The sequence below is a fragment of the Marivita sp. genome (assembly GCF_051251565.1).
In the GTDB taxonomy this organism is placed as follows: Bacteria; Pseudomonadota; Alphaproteobacteria; order Rhodobacterales; family Rhodobacteraceae; genus Marivita.
On record NZ_JBPOFB010000006.1, the window covers coordinates 193,142 to 212,061 of the forward strand.

An 18,920-nucleotide genomic window follows, 5' to 3' on the forward strand; every position below is an offset into this window, starting at 1 on the left:
GCGGACCGATGCAGATAAACCGACGTTTCTTTGGGTTGGGGCTAATGAGCCTTGGCCTTGCAGCCTGTTCGCGCGCCGTCCCCGGCAGCGTGAGCACAAACACCCCCACCGGCTTGCCCGCTGATCTGCGGCCCGTGCCCAACAGCGCGTATGATGCATGGGTCGCGGCGTTTCGGGGGCGGGCGGCGTCCCAAGGGATTTCCCAGAACACGCTGGCGGCGGCCTTTCGGGGCACCGGGTATCTGCCCGGAGTGGTCACACGGGATCGCAACCAGACCGAATTCAGCCGTAGCCTCGAAGATTATCTGGCAATCGCGGCCTCTGACGAACGGGTGCAAAAGGGCCGCGCAGCCTATGCCCGGCATCGTGGAACGCTGGACGCGCTTGAGGATCGCTATGGTGTTGATGCCAAGATCATCACAGCAATCTGGGGGTTAGAGAGCTTTTACGGCGAACGGCGCGGCGACGTGCCTGTTGTTTCGGCCACGTCGACGCTGGCGTTTGACGGACGGCGCGGGCGGTTCTTTGAACAACAGTTGATTGCTGCGCTGCGCATCCTTCAGAATGGCGATATCCCGGCATCGCGCATGACCGGAAGCTGGGCTGGGGCGATGGGGCACACCCAGTTCATTCCGACATCTTATCTTGAATTCGCGGTGGATTTCACCGGCGATGGGCGACGCGATATCTGGTCCGATGACCCGAGCGATGCGTTGGCCTCTGCCGCAGCCTACCTGCAACGCAATGGCTGGACGCGGGGTCTGGAATGGGGGGGCGAGTCGTCCCAAGGGTCGCTTGAACCGCAACCCGGGGGGCCAAGGTTTAGCACCACCAGCAATTTCCGCGTGATCAAGCGCTACAACAACTCGGATGCTTATGCGATTGGCGTCGGGCATCTGGCTGACCGGATCGGTGGTGCCGGGCCTTTGCGCGCCAGCTTTCCACCCGATGCAAATGGCTTGACCAAGGCGGACCGGGTGACCCTGCAACAACGCCTCACCGCGCGCGGCTTTGATACGCAAGGGGCGGATGGTGTGATCGGGTCCAACACCGAGGCGGCAATCCGCGCGTATCAGGCCAGCCGGGGTCTGCCCGCGACAGGGACGCCGTCACAATCCCTGTTGCAAAGCCTTCGGTAACCGCGTGCGTCGGCTGCTTCGCGCGTTGCGGTCCACGGTGATGCTGCTCTGGCTGTGCGCGGTCTTGGCGGTCAGCGCTCTGGCGCTGGGGATACAGGCACTGACCCTGTCGGCGCAGGTGGCCAGCGTGACCGCTGGCGCAACGGCGGCGGCAGTCAAACATCGCAAAGAACTGGCCAAAGCAGTGGCGCGCACCAAGGCCAAGGCCCGGTTGCAGCGGGCTTTGGTTGCGGTGCCCATTGTCGGCACCGGGGCGGCTGTGGCGTTCGAGGCGCAGGATTTTCATGATTGGCAAGTCGACAATCCCAATGGCACCTTTGCAGACTATTCCTGCGAGGTGGCCGCGTTAAGCGCCGAGGTGCTGGACGAGGTATTGCAGGACTTGCCCGACGCCATGCGCCCCTCCCGCGACCTGCTGCTGCGGCAGCTTCCCGAATGTGAAAAACCTGCCTGATATCGCGGTTTTCAAATTGCTTTAAAATTTGGCCATTCTGGATTTGCTGCGTAATTATTGTGCTGCAAGGGCGGAAGGCCCGGGATTTTGCCTGTCAAAGCAGCAGATTTGACGCGGCTCTGCGAAATGCGTTGGAAGTCGCTCCCGGCGGGTTGTTAGCGTTTGGCACAATGACTCACCTGACCCCTCTCACCACCTTGCCGCCGCGGGCACATGGCAAGCTGACTGTCGTCGCCAAGGCGCGGGACAACGGCGTGTCGGCCTTGGCTGATCTGCACCAGACTGGGTCGGCCAAGATCCTGATGACGCCCGCCCGCGATGCTGTTGAGGGCGTGATACTCAACACTTCGGGCGGACTAACCGGGGGCGACACGCTGTCCATTGCGGCCACCGCCCAGATCGGCGCGCGGTTGCGGCTGACCACGCAAGCGGCGGAACGGGTGTACCGCACCGCCGACGACACCATCGCACGGGTGCGCAACCTTGTGACAGCAGAGCGCGGCGCTCGGGTTGATTGGCTGCCGCAGGAAACCATCCTGTTCCAGAATGGCGCGCTGCGTCGATCCCTGTCGGTCAAGATGGCCGCCGATGCGCGGGTGCTGATCGTAGAGCCGGTGCTTTTTGGCCGCTTGGCCATGGGCGAGGTCGTGACACAGGCGCGCTTTGCCGACAGCCTGACGATTGAACGGGACGGCGACATGGTCTTCCGCGACGCCAGCACGCTGAATGGCAACATCACTGCCACGCTGGACAAACCCGCCTTGGGCAATGGCGCGCGTGCCATGGCGCTGGTGGTGTTCGCCGCCCCCGAGGCTGAGGCGCATCTTGATCCCATCCGCAAGGTGCTGCCCCCCAGTGCGGGGGTATCGCTTGTGCGGGACGGCGTTCTTGTTCTGCGCGCGCTGGCCCCGGACGGGTTCGAGCTACGCCGGACCCTGATCCCTGTTCTTGATCGGCTGAGCGGTGACGCGCTGCCGCGCTCCTGGAGACTTTGACCTATGAACCTGACCCCTCGTGAAAAAGACAAACTGCTGGTTGCCATGGCCGCCATCGTGGCGCGCAAGCGGCTCGAACGCGGTGTGAAACTGAACCATCCTGAGGCCGTGGCGCTGATCACCGATGCGGTGGTCGAAGGCGCGCGCGACGGGCGGTCGGTCGCCGATATGATGCAGGCCGGTGCACAGGTCATCACCCGCGAGCAATGTATGGAAGGCGTGCCCGAGATGATCCACGACGTGCAGGTCGAGGCGACTTTTCCCGACGGCACAAAGCTTGTCACTGTTCACAATCCCATTCGCTAACATCGAAATACGACACCAACCGGAGACCAAAGATGAAATATGCAGCTCTCGCCCTGATCCTGACTGCTGGCCCCGCACTTGCCCATCCGGGCGCGCATGTGCACCCCCATGATGGCGCGCACTGGCTTACATTGGTCAGCGCGCTTGCGCTTGTCGCTGTGGCGGCGGGTCTTGCGGTGACGCGGAACCGGTGGCGCAAATGATCCCCGGAGAGCTGTTTCCGGCCGAAGGGACGCTGACGCTCAACCCGGACCGGCCTGCGATCACGCTTATGGTCGCCAATACGGGCGACCGTCCCGTGCAGGTGGGCAGCCATTACCATTTTGCCGAAACCAACCCGGCGTTGGACTTTGACAGGGCTGCCGCAGGTGGGCATCGTCTTGATATCGCGCCCGGAACGGCAGTGCGGTTTGAACCGGGCCAGCGCCGCGAAGTGCAGCTGATCCCGGTGGGCGGGGATCGGCGCATTGTCGGGTTCAACCAGCAAATCATGGGAGATTTGTGATGCCCCGCATCGCGACGCCGTTGGATTACTGGACCAATGCGCTCCAGCTTGGGTTTGTTCTGGCCGAAGCCCAAAGCGTCATCGCCATGCGCATGATGGGGGCGGCGGGTGTCTGGTCCGTACCCAAGACAGAAAACAAACGTATGTTGAATGAAAAGATCTTTGCCTTCGTCAAAGGCACGACCGATGCATCGCGGGCGGCCATCGCGGGCCAATCGCCGGACGCGGTGACTGCGCTCGCCATCAAACCGATCCGTCAGGCGACGCGCGCCAATCACAAACGCCTAAAGAAACGTGGACTGAAAAGGGGCTGATATGCCAGTTTCGATCAAACGCGCCGATTATGCTGCCATGTTTGGCCCTACCGTGGGCGACAGGCTGCGTCTGGCTGACACGGACCTGATCATCGAGGTTGAACGCGATCTCACCGCCGAAGCCGTGGGCGCTGCAACCAGCGGCGGTACCGGCGCGAACGCGCTTGTCTACGGCGAAGAGGTCAAGTTCGGGGGCGGCAAGGTGATCCGCGATGGCATGGGTCAATCGCAGGCCACCCGCGCCGAAGGGGCTGTGGACACGGTCATCACCAACGCGCTGATCGTGGATTATACCGGCATCTACAAGGCCGATGTGGGCCTGCGCGACGGGCGCATTCACAAGATCGGCAAGGCGGGCAACCCCGACACCCAGCCGGGTGTGAACATCATTGTCGGACCGGGGACCGAGGCGATTGCGGGTGAGGGGCGCATCCTGACCGCCGGTGGCTTTGACAGCCATATCCACTTTATCTGCCCACAGCAGATCGACGACGCGCTGCATTCTGGCCTGACCACAATGCTGGGCGGCGGCACCGGTCCCGCACATGGCACTTTGGCCACCACCTGCACGCCCGGCCCTTGGCATATTGGCCGTATGTTGCAAGCCGCTGACGCCTTTCCGATGAACCTGGCCTTTGCCGGAAAGGGCAACGCGTCGCTGCCTGCCGCAATCGAGGAGCAGGTCAAAGCAGGGGCCTGCGCGCTGAAGCTGCACGAGGATTGGGGCACCACCCCCGCCGCCATCGATTGTTGCCTGACCGTGGCCGATGCGATGGACGTGCAGGTGATGATCCACACGGACACTCTGAATGAATCCGGTTTTGTCGAACACACCGTGGGGGCCATGAAGGGCCGCACCATCCACGCCTTCCACACCGAAGGCGCAGGCGGCGGGCACGCGCCGGACATCATCAAGATCTGCGGCGAGGAACATGTCCTGCCAAGTTCCACCAACCCGACGCGCCCCTTTACCGTGAACACGCTGGAAGAGCATTTGGACATGCTGATGGTCTGTCACCACCTCGACAAATCCATCCCCGAAGACATCGCCTTTGCCGAGTCGCGCATCCGCCGCGAGACGATCGCCGCCGAGGATATCCTGCACGACATGGGCGCATTTTCGATCATCGCATCCGACAGTCAGGCAATGGGCCGGGTGGGCGAGGTGATCATCCGCACCTGGCAAACCGCCGACAAGATGCGCAAACAGCGCGGGCGTCTTCCCGAGGAAACCGGCGAAAACGACAACATGCGCGTGCGCCGCTATATCGCCAAGTACACGATCAACCCGGCGATTGCCCACGGCATCAGCCGCCATATCGGCAGCATTGAAGAAGGCAAACGCGCTGATCTCGTGCTTTGGCACCCGGCGTTTTTTGGCGTCAAACCCGAGATGGTCCTGCTCGGTGGCACCATCGTCTGTGCCCAGATGGGCGATCCCAATGCGTCGATCCCGACACCGCAGCCGGTCTACACCCGGCCGATGTGGGGGGCATATGGGCGCAGTGTCGAACACTCGGCGGTGGTGTTCGTGTCCGAGGCCGCACAGGCCGACAGCATTGGCGACAAACTGGGACTGGCCAAGAAAACCCTGGCCGTTCAGCACACGCGCGGGATCGGTAAATCCGATCTCAAGCTGAACACCGCAACCCCCAAGGTCGAGGTGAATCCCGAAACCTACGAGGTGCGCGCCGATGGTGAATTGCTGGTCTGCGAACCGGCAGAGGTGTTGCCGATGGCACAACGGTATTTCTTGTTTTAACGCCGCTTTGCCGCGTCCTATCGCTGAACTGAAGGTGAACCATGCTCACTGCCTCAACCTACCACGCCCATACCCACGGCACGCCTGCCGACACGATCTCGCTCAGCTACGAGGCGCGGTTCCTGCGCCGCCGTGTGCTGACCACCGACGGGGGCATGGAATTCCTGCTCGATCTGGAACAGACCACATCCCTCAATCACGGGGGTGCGCTTATCCTTGAGGATGGGCGCGAAATCGAAGTCACCGCAGCCCCTGAACCGTTGCTTGAAATCAGCGGCGACAACCTTGTGCGCCTTGCGTGGCATATCGGCAATCGCCACACGCCGTGTCAGGTCGAAGACGCCCGCCTGCTGATCCAACCCGATCACGTGATCCGCGACATGCTGGGCAAGCTGGGTGCAACGGTCACCGAACGGGTCGAACCCTTTACCCCGGAAGGAGGCGCCTACGGTCATGGACGGACCCATTCCCACGCCCACTGATCCGATCCTGACGCTGGCGCAATGGCTGTCGCCGGGGTTTCCCATCGGGGCCTTTGCCTATTCCAGCGGGCTGGAACAGGCGATTGCCGACAAGGCGCTGACACCGGCGACTGTTGAGGACTGGCTGTCTGACATGCTGCGCGACGGCAATGGCCTAAGCGATGCGCTTTTGATCCGCGCGGCAGCAAGCGGCACCGATCCACAGGACGTAGACGAAACCGCCCGCGCGTTTTGTCCCAGCCGCGAACGCCTGCTTGAGATCGACGCGCAAGGCGCTGCCTTTTGCGACCAATTGCGCACGAACTGGGGGATCGACATCACAGACCTTACCTATCCTGTGGCGCTGGGCGTCGGGATCAAACATCTCGACCTGCCCCTGACAATGTCCGTGCAAATGTACCTGCACGCGTGGGTCAGCGCCGTGGTTGCCGCCTGCCAGCGCCTCATGGCGCTGGGCCAGACCGAGGCGCAGCGCATCGTTGCCGCCCTTGCGCCGCTCTGTTCCAAGATCGCGCATCAGAGCGAAACACAAACGCTTGACGATCTGACCAGCCAAAGCTTTGCTGCCGATATTGCAGCGATGCGCCACGAAACGCTCAGCCCAAGGATTTTCCGAACATGACCACCCGCAACGGACCCCTTCGTGTCGGCATCGGCGGCCCGGTCGGGGCGGGGAAAACCTCGCTCACAGCCGCGCTGGCGAAACGGCTGACGAAAACCCACTCGATCGGTGTGATCACAAATGATATCTACACGCAGGAAGACGCCGAAGCGCTGATGCGCATGCAGATCCTGCCACAAGACCGGGTTATTGGCGTGGAAACCGGCGGTTGCCCGCACACCGCCATCCGCGAAGACGCATCCATCAATCTCGCGGCAGTGGCCGAGATGGTCAAACGCCACCCCGATGTCGAAGTGGTGCTGATCGAGTCCGGTGGCGACAACCTGTCGGCCACGTTCAGCCCGGAACTGGCGGACGTGACACTTTACGTGATCGACGTGGCCGCAGGCGAAGAAATCCCCCGCAAAGGTGGCCCCGCGCTGACCCGGTCAGACATCCTTGTGATCAACAAAACCGACCTTGCCCCGCATGTTGGCGCATCGCTTGACGTGATGGACCGCGACGCCACGAAAATGCGCGACGGACGGCCCTTTGTCTTTGCCGCCGTGCGCCATGATCAGGGCGTGGACGAGGTTCTGGGCCATTTGAAACAGATATCAGGGCTTTAATCGCGGGGCGGTCACATTACGTTAATTTGCATATGAGACTGTTTTTATGTATCTTGTGGGATGAGGCAGTAAAATAACAACAAATTGTGTGCGCGGTCATGGCAGAAATCGGGAAACAGATTGCAGCGTTGCCAATGCGCTGGAAAAAAGATGGAACCTTTCAGGTTCTGATGGTCACGTCGCGCGAAACCAAGCGCTGGATCATGCCGAAAGGCTGGACAATGGATGGCCACAAACCTTGGGCCGCTGCCGAAATCGAAGCCCTCGAAGAGGCGGGCGCTGTTGGCTATATCGGTGAAGAAGTGATTGGCACCTACACCTACCGCAAAAAGCTCGCGGATGGATCATTCCTGAAATGCGAAGTTGATGTGTACCCGATGGTCGTCGAACAGCTCAAACGCAACTGGAAAGAACGCGATCAACGCAAACGCCGTTGGTTCAGTGCCAAGGGTGCCGCAAAACGAGTCAGCGAACCGAAGCTGGAGAAGCTTCTGAAAAGCCTGATCAAAAAGCCCGCCAAGCAGCCGGTGATCCGGGAATTCCTCAAGGCGTCGTAATGGGCGACCACCCGTGACCCGATGTGCAACGTACATCGCGGCAATGTCCCGGCCCTAATCCACCGGCAATCCGCTTGGCACATGATCGGGGCGACCCAAGGGCCGGTGCCGCGCGGTGTCCCCCGTCAGGCTGTGCAGAAATGCAACGATATCATCCACCTCCGCGTCGCTCAGCGCCACGGGACGCACATCCAACATGGCCGCCTGTCGATCCATCTCAAGCTGGTCGGATTGGATGACAAAGTCGATCTCCTCCAACCAGGGCACATCGGGCAGCGCCGCAAGCTCTGCATGCCACTCCGCGCGCGCGGTGATCGGATCGGCCATGTGGCGCACCATGTCTCGCAGATTGGCGTACGCCCCGTTATGCCCATATGGCGCTGTCAGCGCGATGTTGCGCAAGGACGGTGTGCGAAAGCGGTAGGCGTCTTCCAGATCATCCGTCGCCCCCATGCGCCCCACATCGCGCGGGATGGGATCCCACTGACGGGTGCGTCCAGGGCCAAAAGGGGGAAGGGCCATGGCGTGAAAGTCCTGATCGGTGAACAGCGGTCCATTGTGGCATTGTGCACAATTTGCCGCGCCAAAGAACAACTGCCGCCCGCGTTCCGCATCCTCGGGCAGGGGCGTGCCATGCGTCAGAAATGCATCATATGGGCTGTCGAAATTCGCCCATTCGGTGCCAATGAACGCGGCCAAAGCGTTGCCGATCTCGACAATCGTCACATCCTCGGGCCGGTCGATATGATCAAAGGCCGCCACGAACATCTGCCCGTATTCAGGGATCGTCCGCACCCTTTTGGCCAAGATCGGCCAGCCCAGATCAATCCGGTCCGTCACCGCGCCGATCACCTCGTTTTCGCCGACATTCCCGGCCATCTCGAACTGCGCCGTCATCGGGAACAGGGACTGCGCGGCAATCAACGAGTTCAACCCTTGTGGCAGCCATTCCTCGGCCGGGCTGTCAAAGCCGTTGCCATAGATCTCTGACGGTTCCAGCCGCCCGTCATGGAACAGCACCCGCACATCGCGGTGCCCCAAATTCCACAGCGCAGGCGCATTGCGCGGGATGCGTTTGCGGATCGCATCGGTCCCGTCACCCGCCGTGCGCTCCGGCCCCAAGCCAACACCGCCCTCGCCGATGCCCAAAGACAACCCGTCCGTGCCCCCAAGATCGTGGTGATGGCATGTCCCGCACGAGATATTCCTGTTGCCACTCAGGATCTTGTCGTAAAACAGCACTTGACCAAGGCGGGCCTGATCCGCATCGAAAGACAGGAAATCCTCGGCTGTGATCGGTTGCGCCACCGTCGCCGGGGCACCAAGGCAAAAGGCAATGAGCACACCAAGATGACGCTTACCAGATGGATATTTGCCCTGTGCCTTGCCGCTCTGCCGGCCTTTGCCGATATCGAAGACGCCCGCGACCTGATGGAAGAAGGCCGCTTTGAAGAGGCCCGCGAAGCGCTTTGGCCCGCCGCGCGGTCCGGCAATGCCGAGGCTGAGGAGCTGATCGGCGTCATGTACGCGCTGGGGCTCGGGGTGGAACAAGACTACGTTCGCGCCTTCGACTGGTATCTGCGGTCGGCCATGAAAGGCCACCCCGGCGCGCAATCGGGCATCGGCTGGTACTATGAAACCGGCCTCGGGTTGCCCGCCCCGGACCTCGTCCGCGCGTTCCTCTGGTACCAACTGAGCACCATCGGAGGCGACCCCGACGCCGCCATCTCGGTCGAGGAAGTGGTCAAGAAAATGACGCGCGAGCAAATAGACCATGCACAATCCCTCGTGGACGACTACCGGGTCTGGCTCTACCCGTTCCGCTGAGTTTCGCGGATTGCTCTAGCAGGGGCAAGTGGCAGGAGTGTGGCGGTTTTTTCGTTGTGTTTGGTGCGTGATTTCACCCACCCTACGTCGTAGCTCCACGAAAACACGGATGAAATTTGGGCATGGCCGACGCTAAAAAATTTAATGCAGAAATCGTAAAGCCAACACTCGCCGAGTTCGATGCTGAATTCTCGTGCCTGCGAAGAGCATTTCTGGCGGTTGCTGTGGTTGACGCGCTTGCTGCTCAAATTTTTGCACAAGCACACGAGAATGGCATTAATCCGTTTGATCTTCTAGGATGGCATGAAGATGGTTATCCAGCAAACGCAAACGACAGTATCTTTCGGCACCGTCTCGCCGAAAACTGCACCGGCTTCGGGCTAGTTCTGGACGTTGCCAAAGCCAATAAACACGCAGTGTTAACGAGAGGCGCGCCCACCGTGAAGCGTTCTGACCAAGTCGTTTCAAAGTCTAGAGGCTATGGGCTCGGGCGTTATGGCCAAGGTAGGTTTGGTGGTGTTCGTCAAATCATGATTTGTTTCCAAGGCGGCGAGGAGGTCTATCTGGAGCATCAAATCCTTGAAGCACATCAAAGCTTGTCTGAGCTTATTGAGCTATTGGAAAAGCGCATTCATGGTACGTCCAGCGACGGCAACAGAGATCAAACGTAGGGTGCGTGATTTCACGCACCAACTCCACCGACAACAAACCTCACATCCCAATGAACGCTCGAATACGCCCAATCTTCTGGACGTCCCACAAACCCATGTTTCACCGGATTGAACCAACAATACCGTAAATGCACGTTGAAGTCCGCGTCACATCTGATGTGATGTTCCCAAAACCGCCTTTGCCAAATTCCACGCTCGTCACGCGCGACGTGGCTTTGACGTAAGCTGCCTTTCGGGACGGCACGTGAAAACCGCGATTTGATCACGCGCCAGCGTGTTGAAAAGTCGCAATCATCTTCCGGCAATCGCCATATGCAATGAAGGTGATCTGGCAACACGACCCAAGCCTCAATCTCGAAAGGGCGTTCGGCTTTGGTCAATCGCACCGCGTGGCGCAGTTGTTCGATGTTGCGGACCAACGCATCGCTGCTTCGATCGGCTAATGCGACAGTGAAAAAGACAAGAGCGCCGTGGATTTTGGGGCGTATGTAGGTGGGCATGGGGTCATTTACGATGGAATGGTTAATGGTGCGTGAAATCACGCACCCTACGAGTGGTGGGAACCATACATCGCACGCCCCATTTCCAACCCGTTAACCCTCAATCCCCCATACCCCACCCACGATGCGCATCGAGCGGGAAGGGTCACTCCCATGCCGCGACACCACAGAACTGACACCCTCTCACATGCCGGAAGGCTGACCATGAGAGACCGGTTTCCGAACAGGCCCTGAGACCCAGGGTACAGGTCGCCCGTTGACTCGGGGATTTGAGAGACCCGTCAGGCCCATAAGGGCGGCGCCGCTTCTTCTTTTTAAAAATATGCAAGTCACCGCTTGCAGCAGAGCATTCCGGCGGGACAGTCCCCGACCGGCTGCAAATGCGCATGAAAAAGGCCCCGGAGTTTCCTCCGAGGCCCCCGTCTGCGTTCTTGAACCGGATCAGTTCAGATCGGCCTCGTACTCTGCCGCAAGATCGGCTTCGGCTTCGGCAACGGCCTTGGTCAGCGCCTCATAGATTTCCGGGCCACCATCGACATTTTCCTGGAACCAATCGAACACAGGGGCTGCCGCATCGCGGAAGGCAGCTTTTTCTTCGACAGTCGGCACATACAGATCCCCGCCACCGGCGACGAATTCCTCATAGGCGGCGATCGACTTGCGCTTGGGCGACGCGAATGTCGCCTGCTGGAGCGCTGCAAACCCATCGACCACAACGCGGCGCATGTCTTCGGGCATGCCCATGAATTTTTCATTGTTCATGACCCAGATCGCGCCCATATAGGCGTGCCCGTCAAGCGTCAGGTATTGCAGACCTGCATCGGGAAACTTCATGCCCATGATGTCGGTGATGCCGTTCTTGGACCCGTCCACGACGCCGGTTTGCAGCGAGGTGAACAGCTCTGGCCAGCTGATCGGGGTGGGGGCCGCGCCCAGCACCTTGACCAGCTCTTGCGGCAGGTCGGCAACCACGGTGCGGATTTTCAGACCTTCAAGGTCGGACGGCTGCGCGATACGGCGCTGCGTGTTGGCAAAGTTGCGCCAGCCGCCGGTGTTGCCAATGGTCATGATGCGGATCGTATCACCGCTGTCTTCGAGCGCCATATTGCGCATCGTGCGGGTGAAATCGCCTGACAGGACGTGTTCGGCCACGCGGTCATCCGACATCAGATACGGCAGGTCGAGCACCTGAACATACGGGAAGATGCCCGCAGCCCCGCCCGAGGTGGTCACAAACACGTCGATAGAGCCATCCGAGATACCCTGCAAGCATTCCGCACCACCCGAACACAGCTGCGTGCCGATGAACAACTCGACCGCGATACGCCCGTTCGACGCGTTCTCGACATGGTTCTTGAAGACGACAAGACCGTCGTAATCCTCGTCATTCTCGTTCGAATTTGCGGTGGCGCGGATCGTGAAATCCTGTGCCGCCGCCGTGATCGCGCTACCCGCGAGCAGAGCGGCTGTCAGCGCCGCTGTGGTAAGACCTTTGAGCATTGGTGTTCTCCCTATCGCTTTCTTTGGTCGGTTACACGGATCAGATGACCCGCAGATGTCAGTCCGCAAACCCGGTGAGGCGCGGAATGGTCATGGAAATTTCGGGGATGAACGTGATGAGGAAAATCACCACGATCTCGATGGCAAGGAACGGCAGGATCGCCTTTGAGATGGTCTCGACCCGTTCGCCCGACACCGAACTTGCCACGAACAAGACAAGCCCCATGGGCGGCGTGGCAAGGCCCACGGTCAGGTTCACCGACATGATGATCGCAAAGTGGATCGGGTCGACGCCCAGATCGACAAAGATCGGTCCAAGGATTGGCCCAAGGATGATGATCGCGGGACCGGCGTCGAGGAACATGCCCACGACAAACAAAAGCAGGTTGATCAGGAACAGCAGGATCAAGGGGTTCTCGCTCAGACCCAGCACGAATTCGGCCAAAATCTCGGGCGTGTGTGACAGCGACACAACCGTCTTGAACGCCATCGCAGCGCCCACCAGCAAAAGCACCGTGGCCGATGTCATGGCAGCGCGCATCAGCACGTCTGGCAGGTCAGACAGGTTGAGCGTTTTCAGAACAAACATCCCGATGACAATGGCATAGGCCACGGCCACCGCTGCGGCTTCGGTTGGGGTAAAGACGCCACCAAGGATGCCGCCCATGATGATCACAGGGGTCATCAGCGGAAAGAACGCCTTTAGCGATGCATTGCCCCGTTCGCCCCAGCTTGCCTTTTGGCGCGACACGGGGAAATCGTATCGGTCTGCCTGCCAGCGGATCATCAGCATCAGGCCAACGCCGACAAGAATGCCCGGCACGATACCTGCGAGGAACAGCGCGGCAACGCTCTCGCCCATCACGTAGGCATAGATGATCATGATGCCCGAGGGTGGGATGATCGGGCCGATCACCGAGCTGGCGGCGGTGATCGCAGCGGCGAATTTGCGGGTGTAACCCTCTTTCTCCATCGCCGGGATCAACATGGAGCCAAGCGCGGATGTGTCGGCCACCGCAGACCCCGAAAGCCCTGCAAACAGCATGGAGGACAGCACGTTCACATGGGCCAGACCGCCCCGGAAATGGCCCATCATCGCTTGGCTGAATTCCACCAGCCGCATGGTGATGCCGCCGCGATTCATCAATTCGCCCGCAAGCATAAAGAACGGGATCGCCATCAGCGGAAAGCTTGCCATGCCGTTATAGACGTTGCGGTAAAGCAGGATCAGATCGCGCTCTTGCCCGTTGAGCCACAAAAGGATGCCGGGTGCCGCCAGCATCCCGAAGAACACCGGCAATCCGATCATCAGGAACAGCAGGAACAGGGGAAGGAACCAGACCAGCATTGTGTTATTCCGCCTTCAGTTCTGCATCGAGAGGGGGGCGCAAGCGGGTCTCGCCACCGGCCAGGGTGATGAGATTGCGCAGGATCAGTTCGATATTGACGATGAAAAGCAACCAAAGCCCGGTCACGAGCGACGCGATCTGCCACGCGTTGGACATCTTTTCCCAACCATCCGCCGTGGGGTATTTCAGCGATGCGCTTTTGAACTTGCCCGCAAGGCTAGTCATTTCGCCCAAACCCATCTGCGCGCCGATATACAGGACCATGCCCGAGATCAGCAGCAGGACCAGCGCGAGCAACGCGGCCCCACGTTTCGGCAGTGCCGAGGACAGGATCTCAAGCGCCACAAACCCGCCGCGCCGATAGGCCGAGGGCGCAATCGCGGCGGTCATCCAGAGCATGAGGAAAATTGCGGCCTCTTCGGGCCAAGGCAGGGCGTTGCCCAGAACGTACCGACAAAAAACTTGCAGGAGGATGGCGCACACCATCAGTCCGATGCACACAACAGCGAACCCGCGACCGATCCGCAGGGCAATGTCATTGAACATCTGTAAAGGGGCCAGCAACCCCAGCAAAATGGCCATGACTGGCCTCCTCCCTTGTTCCGTCTCACCGGCCTCCTCGCCGGTGGCCCCGCTTGTTGTGGTATCGCGGCGGTTTATGTCGGTTCAGTAAAGCCTCCGTAACGTCCGCTGTAAAACAAAAGCGGGTCTCCGTCCCGCGTGGTGACCTGACGAACCCGCGCCACCACGATCGAATGGTCGCCGCCGTCATGTTCCGCAGTCTTGGTGCATTCAAAGCGGCTCAGGCAATTGTTGAGCAGCGGCACACCGTGGTCACCCAGTTCCCAGTCGCATTGGTCAAACGGGTTGCCATTGCGCGCAAACGCCGTGCACAGATCGGCCTGTTCCGCGCCCACCACATGGATGGCAAAGTGATCCGCTGCCATGAAGAATGGATAGCGCGAGGATGATTTCGCAGGCGACCAAAGCACAAGCGGCGGGTCAAGCGACACGCTGGCAAAGCTGTTGGCGGTGATGCCCAGCGGGCCATCGCCGGTGGCGCATGTGATGACGGTGACGCCCGTGCCAAAGCGGCCAAGCGCTGCTCGGAAATCGCGGCTGTTGTCCTGCGTGGGTTCAAAGCTGTGGGTCAAGGCGTTCATCGCGTGTCTCAGGCCACTTCATGTCCAAGGGCGTGTGTGTAAAGGTCAAACCATGTCTCCCGGTCGATCTGGATATTGGCAGCATCCCCGATGCGGGCGATGCGGTCCAGATTGTTGGTGCCGAGGACAGGTAGGATGCGCGCGGGATGCGCCAAGAGCCATGCCACGGCAACAGCGGCCGTATCAGTATTATGTGCCGTTGCAATGGTTTGCAGCGCGCTGTGCAAGCTCGAAAGTTTGGTGTCGAACAACGCCCCACCGCCAAGCGGCGACCACGCCATCAGCGGCTGGCCGTTTTTCTGGTGGAACGCGATATCGCCATTGGTGAACGGCGCGTGGTGCAACAGGCTGATTTCGATCTGGTTGGTGACCAGTTTTGTTGTCATCCCGGATTGCAGCAGCTCCCAATCATAGGGCCGAAAGTTTGACACACCAACCGCACGGACCTTGCCGCTTGCCACAATGTCGTCCAGCGCCGCACCGGTTTCGTGGTGGTCCATCAACGGATCGGGGCGATGGATCAGCAGCAGATCGATATGGTCGATCTTCATCAGCCGCAGCGAATGGTCGACTGACGCCATGATGTGCGCGCGGCTGGTGTCGTAGTATTTCACCTTCGCATCGGCATAGCGACCCACGGGGGCCACGATATCGCATTTGGTCACGATCTCGATCTGGTTGCGCAACTCGGGCGTCAGCGCATGACCCATGATCTCTTCGGCCTCGTAGCCGCCATAGATATCCGCCTGATCCATCGTCGTGATGCCCTGATCAAGGCACGCGCTGATCTTGTTGCGAATGTGGTCCACGCTGGTGTCGGCATCGTCACCCAAGCGCCACATGCCATAGACGAGGCGGCTGAGGTCGAGGGTGTCGGTAAGTGTGATGCGATCCATGTTGATCCTTATTTGACCCGGATTTCGGTTGCTTTGATGCTTTTTGACAGAATCTTCGTAGAAGATTCTGCACGTGTGCCATTAAATTCTGGTGACTGGTGGTGCATCAGCGTCGGACCCCGGCACCAAGCGGGGTGCGCGGTGTCCCCTTTGGGACCCGCCCGTACGCTTCAGGCAGGGAACAGGTTTTCATCTGCGGCAACACGCGGCTGCCGAAATGGCGGCATTCCTCCATATGTGGATAGCCCGACAGGATGAAGGCGCGGATGCCCATTTTCTGATAGGCTTCGAGCTCGGACAACACCTGATCTGTTGATCCCACCAATGCCGCGCCACAGCCCGACCGGGCACGGCCCACACCTGTCCAGAGATGCGGTTCGACAAAGCCCTCCATATCCGCCAATTCGCGGTTCTTGGCCTGATGCGACACGCCCAGCGATCCGGCGTCCAGCGCGCGGTCGCGGATGGTTTTGCCCTGCTCGTCGTCAAGTTGGCTGACAATGTGCTGTGCGTATTCGCGGGCCTCGGCCTCGGTATCGCGGACGATGACATGCACGCGCAAACCGTAATCCAGCGTGCGGTTGTAGCGTTCGGCCACGGCGTTCACGTCTTTCATCCGCTGCGCCAGCGCGTCTTTGGGTTCGGGCCACATCAGGTAGACATCGCAATGCTGCCCACACAGTTCGAGCGCATCCGGGGAATAGCCGCCGAAATAGAGCAAGGGACCGCCGGTTTGGTAGGGGATGACCGGATCGGTGGTCAGCCCGTCAAAATTGTAGACCTCGCCTTTGTAAGTGATGCTGTCCTGCGTCCAGGCTTGTTTGAGGATTTCAACCACTTCGCGCGACCGGCGGTAGCGCAGGGCGCTGTCTTCTTTTTCGCCGGGAAAGTCGCTGCTGATGATGTTCACCGTCAGCCGCCCTTCGAGCATGTGATCCAGCGTGGCGATGGTCCGGGCGAGCATGATCGGTTGCATCTCACCGCAGCGCACGGCGGCCAGCATGTTGATCCTGTCGGTGATCGGCGCGCACCCGGCGACAAAAGACAGCGTGTCCTGACCCACCTGATACGAGGAGGGACACAGGATGTTACGGAACCCCTGCGCCTCGGCCTCTTTGACGATGCCCGAGCAATGCGCCCAGCTGGACCGCAATTTGCCGTCCGGGACACCCAGGAATTCGTAATCGTCTGAACACAGCGCCGCGAACCATGAAACCTCGGCCGCATCAAGGTCGGGGGAGGTGATCGGCACGATGGTCATAAGGTGTCTCCGGGAGTATCATTTCCTCTTGCGTAGCACCGTCAAAAATGTAGATCAATAGTGTATCAATTCTTGGTGCACGAAATGCGCGACACCCATGCCTTGCCGAAATATGTCCAGATCAGCGAATTGCTGATCCGGGATATACAGGCTGGCCGTTTGGTCGATGGCGAACGCCTGCCGCCCGAACGGGACATGGCGGCGGGGCTTGGTATTTCGGTGGGCACATTGCGCAAATCGTTGGATGAATTGACCGCTTTGGGCCTGCTGGAGCGGGTGCAGGGGTCGGGCAACTACATCTGCGCGCAGGAGGACACGCAATCGGTCTATGCCTTCTTCCGGGTCGAACTGATCGAAGGCGGCGGATTGCCCACGGCCGAGCTGTTGTCGGTGGACCGCTTGGTCAAACCCGAGGGGTTGCCGCGGTCCGGCGCATCACCCGAGGGGCACCGGATTCGCCGCTTGCGGCGTCTGAACGGCGTGCCTGCGGTGTTGGAAGAGATATGGCTCGACGGGTCATATACGGATGTCATCGACGCCGTGGCGCTGCGCGAGTCGCTGTATCTCTATTACCGGGAGACACTTGGGCTTTGGATCACCAAGGCCGAGGATCGGCTGGATGTGGACAAGGTGCCGGGCTGGGCACCTGCTGCGTTCGGGAAGGCGGTGGGACAGCCCTGCATGCGCGCCACGCGGGTCAGCTACGGACCAGAGGGCTTGCCTGCCGAGGCCTCGTGGAATTGGATCAACACAGACGTCGCGCGCTACGTCGCGCGCATCACTTAAGACCGCGCTATGTCGCGCGGATCACGTAACACTGCGCCATGTCGCGTATTACCTAAAGGGTCACAATGAAGATCATCACTTACGGCATCATAGGATGCGGCATGATGGGGCAAGAACACCTGCGCAATATCGCTTTGCTTGACGGCGCGCGGGTTGCGGCGATCTACGAGCCGGATGCAATTATGGCCGCAGCCGCAAAGGCGCTTGTGCCGGAGGCTGCGCTTGAATCGTCGATCACGGATCTGCTCGCGCGGGATGATCTGGACTGCCTTCTGGTGGCTAGCCCGAACCACTGCCATGTTGATGCGCTTGAACAGATCGCCGCTCTGAACCCGTTGCCGCTGCTGATGGAAAAGCCGTTATATACTGATCCCGCCGACATCGCGCGGATCGATGCGATTGCGGCCAGCTATCCCGCGCCGATCTGGGTGGCGATGGAATACCGGTATATGCCGCCGATCCAGACCTTTGCCGACGAGGTGCAGCGCGCCACTGGCGGGGTCAAGATGCTGACCATCCGCGAACATCGCTTTCCGTTCCTCCACAAGGTTGGGGATTGGAACCGGTTCAATCGCAACACCGGCGGCACGCTGGTCGAGAAATGCTGCCATTTCTTTGACCTCATGCGCCTCATCCTTGGGTCTGATCCTGTGCGGGTGACTGCCAGCGCCGGGCAAGAGGTGAACCATCTGGACGAAGCCTATGATGGCGAAGTGCCCGACATCTGGGACAGCGCCTATGTGATTGTCGATTTCGCCAATGGCGCGCGGGCGTTGCTGGAGCTGTGCATGTATGCCGAAGGCGCGCGCTATCAGGAAGAGATCAGCGCTGTAGGCCCGGATGGCAAGATCGAGGTATTCGTGCCAGGGCCGGGGCGGTTCTGGCCTGCCCATCTTGGCGCGCCGCCCGTGCCGCAGGTCATTGTCAGCCCGCGCCACCCCAAGGGGCCTATGGCGGTGGATATCCCGGTTGATCCAACGCTGCTTGAAGCCGGCGACCACAACGGATCGACATTTTACCAACACGCGCGCTTTCTTGACATGGTGCGGAGCGGCGGTGTTCCAGACGTGTCAATCCGGGACGGTGCTTGGGCGGTTCGTATGGGCTTGGCTGCACAAAAATCTGCCACTTCGCACTCGGTCGTGGACATATTTTAGTCACGCAGCGACCGTATTTTTCGCGCAACACTCTGACTCGCACCCGTAAAAAACGAATTTTCGTCT

The 18,920-nt window shown here is 60.3% G+C and carries 24 protein-coding genes; 16 read left to right on the forward strand and 8 right to left on the reverse strand.

The features are described from left to right. Positions 1 to 8: 8 nt before the first annotated feature. From ACSHXH_RS10795 to ACSHXH_RS10850, 12 genes are all read left to right on the forward strand, one after another. Positions 9 to 1,139 carry a lytic murein transglycosylase gene (locus ACSHXH_RS10795; RefSeq protein ID WP_435671799.1) on the forward strand — a complete coding sequence of 377 codons (1,131 nt, stop codon included), beginning with the start codon at positions 9 to 11 and terminating at the stop codon, positions 1,137 to 1,139. Positions 1,140 to 1,143: 4 nt separating this feature from the next. Then, positions 1,144 to 1,593, forward strand: coding sequence for a hypothetical protein (locus ACSHXH_RS10800; RefSeq protein ID WP_435671800.1), 450 nt, complete (start codon positions 1,144 to 1,146; stop codon positions 1,591 to 1,593). Between the two features lie 170 nt (positions 1,594 to 1,763). Then, entirely contained in the window at positions 1,764 to 2,588 is an 825-nt protein-coding gene (locus ACSHXH_RS10805) for an urease accessory protein UreD (RefSeq protein WP_435671801.1), read from the forward strand. A 3-nt stretch (positions 2,589 to 2,591) separates the two neighbouring features. After that, entirely contained in the window at positions 2,592 to 2,894 is a 303-nt protein-coding gene (locus tag ACSHXH_RS10810; protein ID WP_435671802.1) for an urease subunit gamma, read from the forward strand. A gap of 32 nt (positions 2,895 to 2,926) precedes the next feature. Beyond that, entirely contained in the window at positions 2,927 to 3,097 is a 171-nt protein-coding gene (locus ACSHXH_RS10815; RefSeq protein WP_435671803.1) for a hypothetical protein, read from the forward strand. Continuing rightward, entirely contained in the window at positions 3,094 to 3,399 is a 306-nt protein-coding gene (locus tag ACSHXH_RS10820) for an urease subunit beta (protein WP_435671804.1), read from the forward strand. The genes ACSHXH_RS10815 and ACSHXH_RS10820 overlap by 4 nt, the downstream gene beginning before the upstream one ends. Next, positions 3,399 to 3,713 carry an antifreeze protein gene (locus tag ACSHXH_RS10825; RefSeq protein ID WP_435671805.1) on the forward strand — a complete coding sequence of 105 codons (315 nt, stop codon included), beginning with the start codon at positions 3,399 to 3,401 and terminating at the stop codon, positions 3,711 to 3,713. The genes ACSHXH_RS10820 and ACSHXH_RS10825 overlap by 1 nt, the downstream gene beginning before the upstream one ends. Before the next feature lies 1 nt (position 3,714). Then, positions 3,715 to 5,475, forward strand: a complete 1,761-nt coding sequence (gene ureC / locus ACSHXH_RS10830; RefSeq protein WP_435671806.1) for an urease subunit alpha — start codon at positions 3,715 to 3,717, stop codon at positions 5,473 to 5,475. A 41-nt stretch (positions 5,476 to 5,516) separates the two neighbouring features. Then, positions 5,517 to 5,957: an urease accessory protein UreE gene (locus tag ACSHXH_RS10835; protein ID WP_435671807.1), complete on the forward strand. Its 441-nt coding sequence runs from the start codon at positions 5,517 to 5,519 to the stop codon at positions 5,955 to 5,957. Then, positions 5,929 to 6,579: an urease accessory protein UreF gene (locus ACSHXH_RS10840; protein ID WP_435671808.1), complete on the forward strand. Its 651-nt coding sequence runs from the start codon at positions 5,929 to 5,931 to the stop codon at positions 6,577 to 6,579. Before ACSHXH_RS10835 ends, ACSHXH_RS10840 begins: the two co-directional genes overlap by 29 nt. Continuing rightward, entirely contained in the window at positions 6,576 to 7,187 is a 612-nt protein-coding gene (ureG, locus tag ACSHXH_RS10845) for an urease accessory protein UreG (RefSeq protein WP_435671809.1), read from the forward strand. Before ACSHXH_RS10840 ends, ureG begins: the two co-directional genes overlap by 4 nt. Before the next feature lie 134 nt (positions 7,188 to 7,321). Continuing rightward, positions 7,322 to 7,744 (forward strand): NUDIX hydrolase, encoded by a 423-nt coding sequence (locus ACSHXH_RS10850; RefSeq protein ID WP_435671810.1) that lies wholly within the window; start codon positions 7,322 to 7,324, stop codon positions 7,742 to 7,744. A 54-nt stretch (positions 7,745 to 7,798) separates the two neighbouring features. Here ACSHXH_RS10850 and ACSHXH_RS10855 read toward each other — a convergent pair whose 3' ends face one another. Beyond that, the gene (locus ACSHXH_RS10855) at positions 7,799 to 9,088 is read right to left on the reverse strand and encodes a cytochrome-c peroxidase (protein ID WP_435671811.1); all 1,290 of its coding nucleotides are present in this window, start codon (positions 9,086 to 9,088) and stop codon (positions 7,799 to 7,801) included. 6 nt (positions 9,089 to 9,094) lie between these two features. Between ACSHXH_RS10855 and ACSHXH_RS10860 the strand changes: the two genes are divergently transcribed. Both ACSHXH_RS10860 and ACSHXH_RS10865 read left to right on the forward strand, forming a co-directional pair. After that, on the forward strand, positions 9,095 to 9,571 hold the full coding sequence (locus tag ACSHXH_RS10860) for a tetratricopeptide repeat protein (protein ID WP_435671812.1): 477 nt from the start codon (positions 9,095 to 9,097) through the stop codon (positions 9,569 to 9,571). Between the two features lie 122 nt (positions 9,572 to 9,693). After that, positions 9,694 to 10,242 (forward strand): hypothetical protein, encoded by a 549-nt coding sequence (locus ACSHXH_RS10865; RefSeq protein ID WP_435671813.1) that lies wholly within the window; start codon positions 9,694 to 9,696, stop codon positions 10,240 to 10,242. An 11-nt stretch (positions 10,243 to 10,253) separates the two neighbouring features. Here ACSHXH_RS10865 and ACSHXH_RS10870 read toward each other — a convergent pair whose 3' ends face one another. From ACSHXH_RS10870 to ACSHXH_RS10900, 7 genes are all read right to left on the reverse strand, one after another. After that, entirely contained in the window at positions 10,254 to 10,742 is a 489-nt protein-coding gene (locus ACSHXH_RS10870; RefSeq protein ID WP_435671814.1) for an REP-associated tyrosine transposase, read from the reverse strand. A 441-nt stretch (positions 10,743 to 11,183) separates the two neighbouring features. Further along, complete coding sequence (locus tag ACSHXH_RS10875) at positions 11,184 to 12,242, reverse strand: TRAP transporter substrate-binding protein (protein ID WP_435671815.1); 1,059 nt, start codon at positions 12,240 to 12,242, stop codon at positions 11,184 to 11,186. Positions 12,243 to 12,300: 58 nt separating this feature from the next. Next, on the reverse strand, positions 12,301 to 13,590 hold the full coding sequence (locus ACSHXH_RS10880; RefSeq protein ID WP_435671816.1) for a TRAP transporter large permease: 1,290 nt from the start codon (positions 13,588 to 13,590) through the stop codon (positions 12,301 to 12,303). A gap of 4 nt (positions 13,591 to 13,594) precedes the next feature. Further along, a complete protein-coding gene (locus ACSHXH_RS10885) occupies positions 13,595 to 14,173 on the reverse strand; it encodes a TRAP transporter small permease (RefSeq protein WP_435671817.1) in 579 nt (192 codons plus the stop codon). Positions 14,174 to 14,247: 74 nt separating this feature from the next. Next, complete coding sequence (locus tag ACSHXH_RS10890) at positions 14,248 to 14,754, reverse strand: flavin reductase family protein (RefSeq protein ID WP_435671818.1); 507 nt, start codon at positions 14,752 to 14,754, stop codon at positions 14,248 to 14,250. 8 nt (positions 14,755 to 14,762) lie between these two features. After that, positions 14,763 to 15,650, reverse strand: coding sequence for an aldo/keto reductase (locus ACSHXH_RS10895; RefSeq protein WP_435671819.1), 888 nt, complete (start codon positions 15,648 to 15,650; stop codon positions 14,763 to 14,765). Between the two features lie 106 nt (positions 15,651 to 15,756). Next, complete coding sequence (locus ACSHXH_RS10900) at positions 15,757 to 16,911, reverse strand: LLM class flavin-dependent oxidoreductase (protein ID WP_435671820.1); 1,155 nt, start codon at positions 16,909 to 16,911, stop codon at positions 15,757 to 15,759. 84 nt (positions 16,912 to 16,995) lie between these two features. On the opposite strand from ACSHXH_RS10900, the gene ACSHXH_RS10905 reads away from it, so the two are divergent. After that, positions 16,996 to 17,697 carry a GntR family transcriptional regulator gene (locus ACSHXH_RS10905; RefSeq protein WP_435671821.1) on the forward strand — a complete coding sequence of 234 codons (702 nt, stop codon included), beginning with the start codon at positions 16,996 to 16,998 and terminating at the stop codon, positions 17,695 to 17,697. Between the two features lie 65 nt (positions 17,698 to 17,762). Next, entirely contained in the window at positions 17,763 to 18,854 is a 1,092-nt protein-coding gene (locus tag ACSHXH_RS10910; protein WP_435671822.1) for a Gfo/Idh/MocA family protein, read from the forward strand. Positions 18,855 to 18,920: the final 66 nt, after the last annotated feature.

Bases quoted from the DNA above. Each gene is read 5' to 3' on its own strand.
- ACSHXH_RS10835 (WP_435671807.1), top strand. From the start codon at position 5,517: ATGCTCACTGCCTCAACCTACCACGCCCATACCCACGGCACGCCTGCC.
- ACSHXH_RS10905 (WP_435671821.1), top strand. From the start codon at position 16,996: ATGCGCGACACCCATGCCTTGCCGAAATATGTCCAGATCAGCGAATTG.
- ACSHXH_RS10900 (WP_435671820.1), bottom strand. From the start codon at position 16,911: ATGACCATCGTGCCGATCACCTCCCCCGACCTTGATGCGGCCGAGGTT.
- ACSHXH_RS10880 (WP_435671816.1), bottom strand. From the start codon at position 13,590: ATGCTGGTCTGGTTCCTTCCCCTGTTCCTGCTGTTCCTGATGATCGGA.
- ACSHXH_RS10850 (WP_435671810.1), top strand. From the start codon at position 7,322: ATGCGCTGGAAAAAAGATGGAACCTTTCAGGTTCTGATGGTCACGTCG.
- ACSHXH_RS10885 (WP_435671817.1), bottom strand. From the start codon at position 14,173: ATGGCCATTTTGCTGGGGTTGCTGGCCCCTTTACAGATGTTCAATGAC.
- ACSHXH_RS10870 (WP_435671814.1), bottom strand. From the start codon at position 10,742: ATGCCCACCTACATACGCCCCAAAATCCACGGCGCTCTTGTCTTTTTC.
- ACSHXH_RS10865 (WP_435671813.1), top strand. From the start codon at position 9,694: ATGGCCGACGCTAAAAAATTTAATGCAGAAATCGTAAAGCCAACACTC.
- ACSHXH_RS10810 (WP_435671802.1), top strand. From the start codon at position 2,592: ATGAACCTGACCCCTCGTGAAAAAGACAAACTGCTGGTTGCCATGGCC.
- ACSHXH_RS10910 (WP_435671822.1), top strand. From the start codon at position 17,763: ATGAAGATCATCACTTACGGCATCATAGGATGCGGCATGATGGGGCAA.
- ACSHXH_RS10840 (WP_435671808.1), top strand. From the start codon at position 5,929: ATGGACGGACCCATTCCCACGCCCACTGATCCGATCCTGACGCTGGCG.
- ACSHXH_RS10805 (WP_435671801.1), top strand. From the start codon at position 1,764: ATGACTCACCTGACCCCTCTCACCACCTTGCCGCCGCGGGCACATGGC.
- ACSHXH_RS10875 (WP_435671815.1), bottom strand. From the start codon at position 12,242: ATGCTCAAAGGTCTTACCACAGCGGCGCTGACAGCCGCTCTGCTCGCG.
- ACSHXH_RS10860 (WP_435671812.1), top strand. From the start codon at position 9,095: ATGACGCTTACCAGATGGATATTTGCCCTGTGCCTTGCCGCTCTGCCG.
- ureG (WP_435671809.1), top strand. From the start codon at position 6,576: ATGACCACCCGCAACGGACCCCTTCGTGTCGGCATCGGCGGCCCGGTC.
- ACSHXH_RS10825 (WP_435671805.1), top strand. From the start codon at position 3,399: ATGCCCCGCATCGCGACGCCGTTGGATTACTGGACCAATGCGCTCCAG.
- ACSHXH_RS10890 (WP_435671818.1), bottom strand. From the start codon at position 14,754: ATGAACGCCTTGACCCACAGCTTTGAACCCACGCAGGACAACAGCCGC.
- ACSHXH_RS10895 (WP_435671819.1), bottom strand. From the start codon at position 15,650: ATGGATCGCATCACACTTACCGACACCCTCGACCTCAGCCGCCTCGTC.
- ACSHXH_RS10795 (WP_435671799.1), top strand. From the start codon at position 9: ATGCAGATAAACCGACGTTTCTTTGGGTTGGGGCTAATGAGCCTTGGC.
- ureC (WP_435671806.1), top strand. From the start codon at position 3,715: ATGCCAGTTTCGATCAAACGCGCCGATTATGCTGCCATGTTTGGCCCT.
- ACSHXH_RS10820 (WP_435671804.1), top strand. From the start codon at position 3,094: ATGATCCCCGGAGAGCTGTTTCCGGCCGAAGGGACGCTGACGCTCAAC.
- ACSHXH_RS10815 (WP_435671803.1), top strand. From the start codon at position 2,927: ATGAAATATGCAGCTCTCGCCCTGATCCTGACTGCTGGCCCCGCACTT.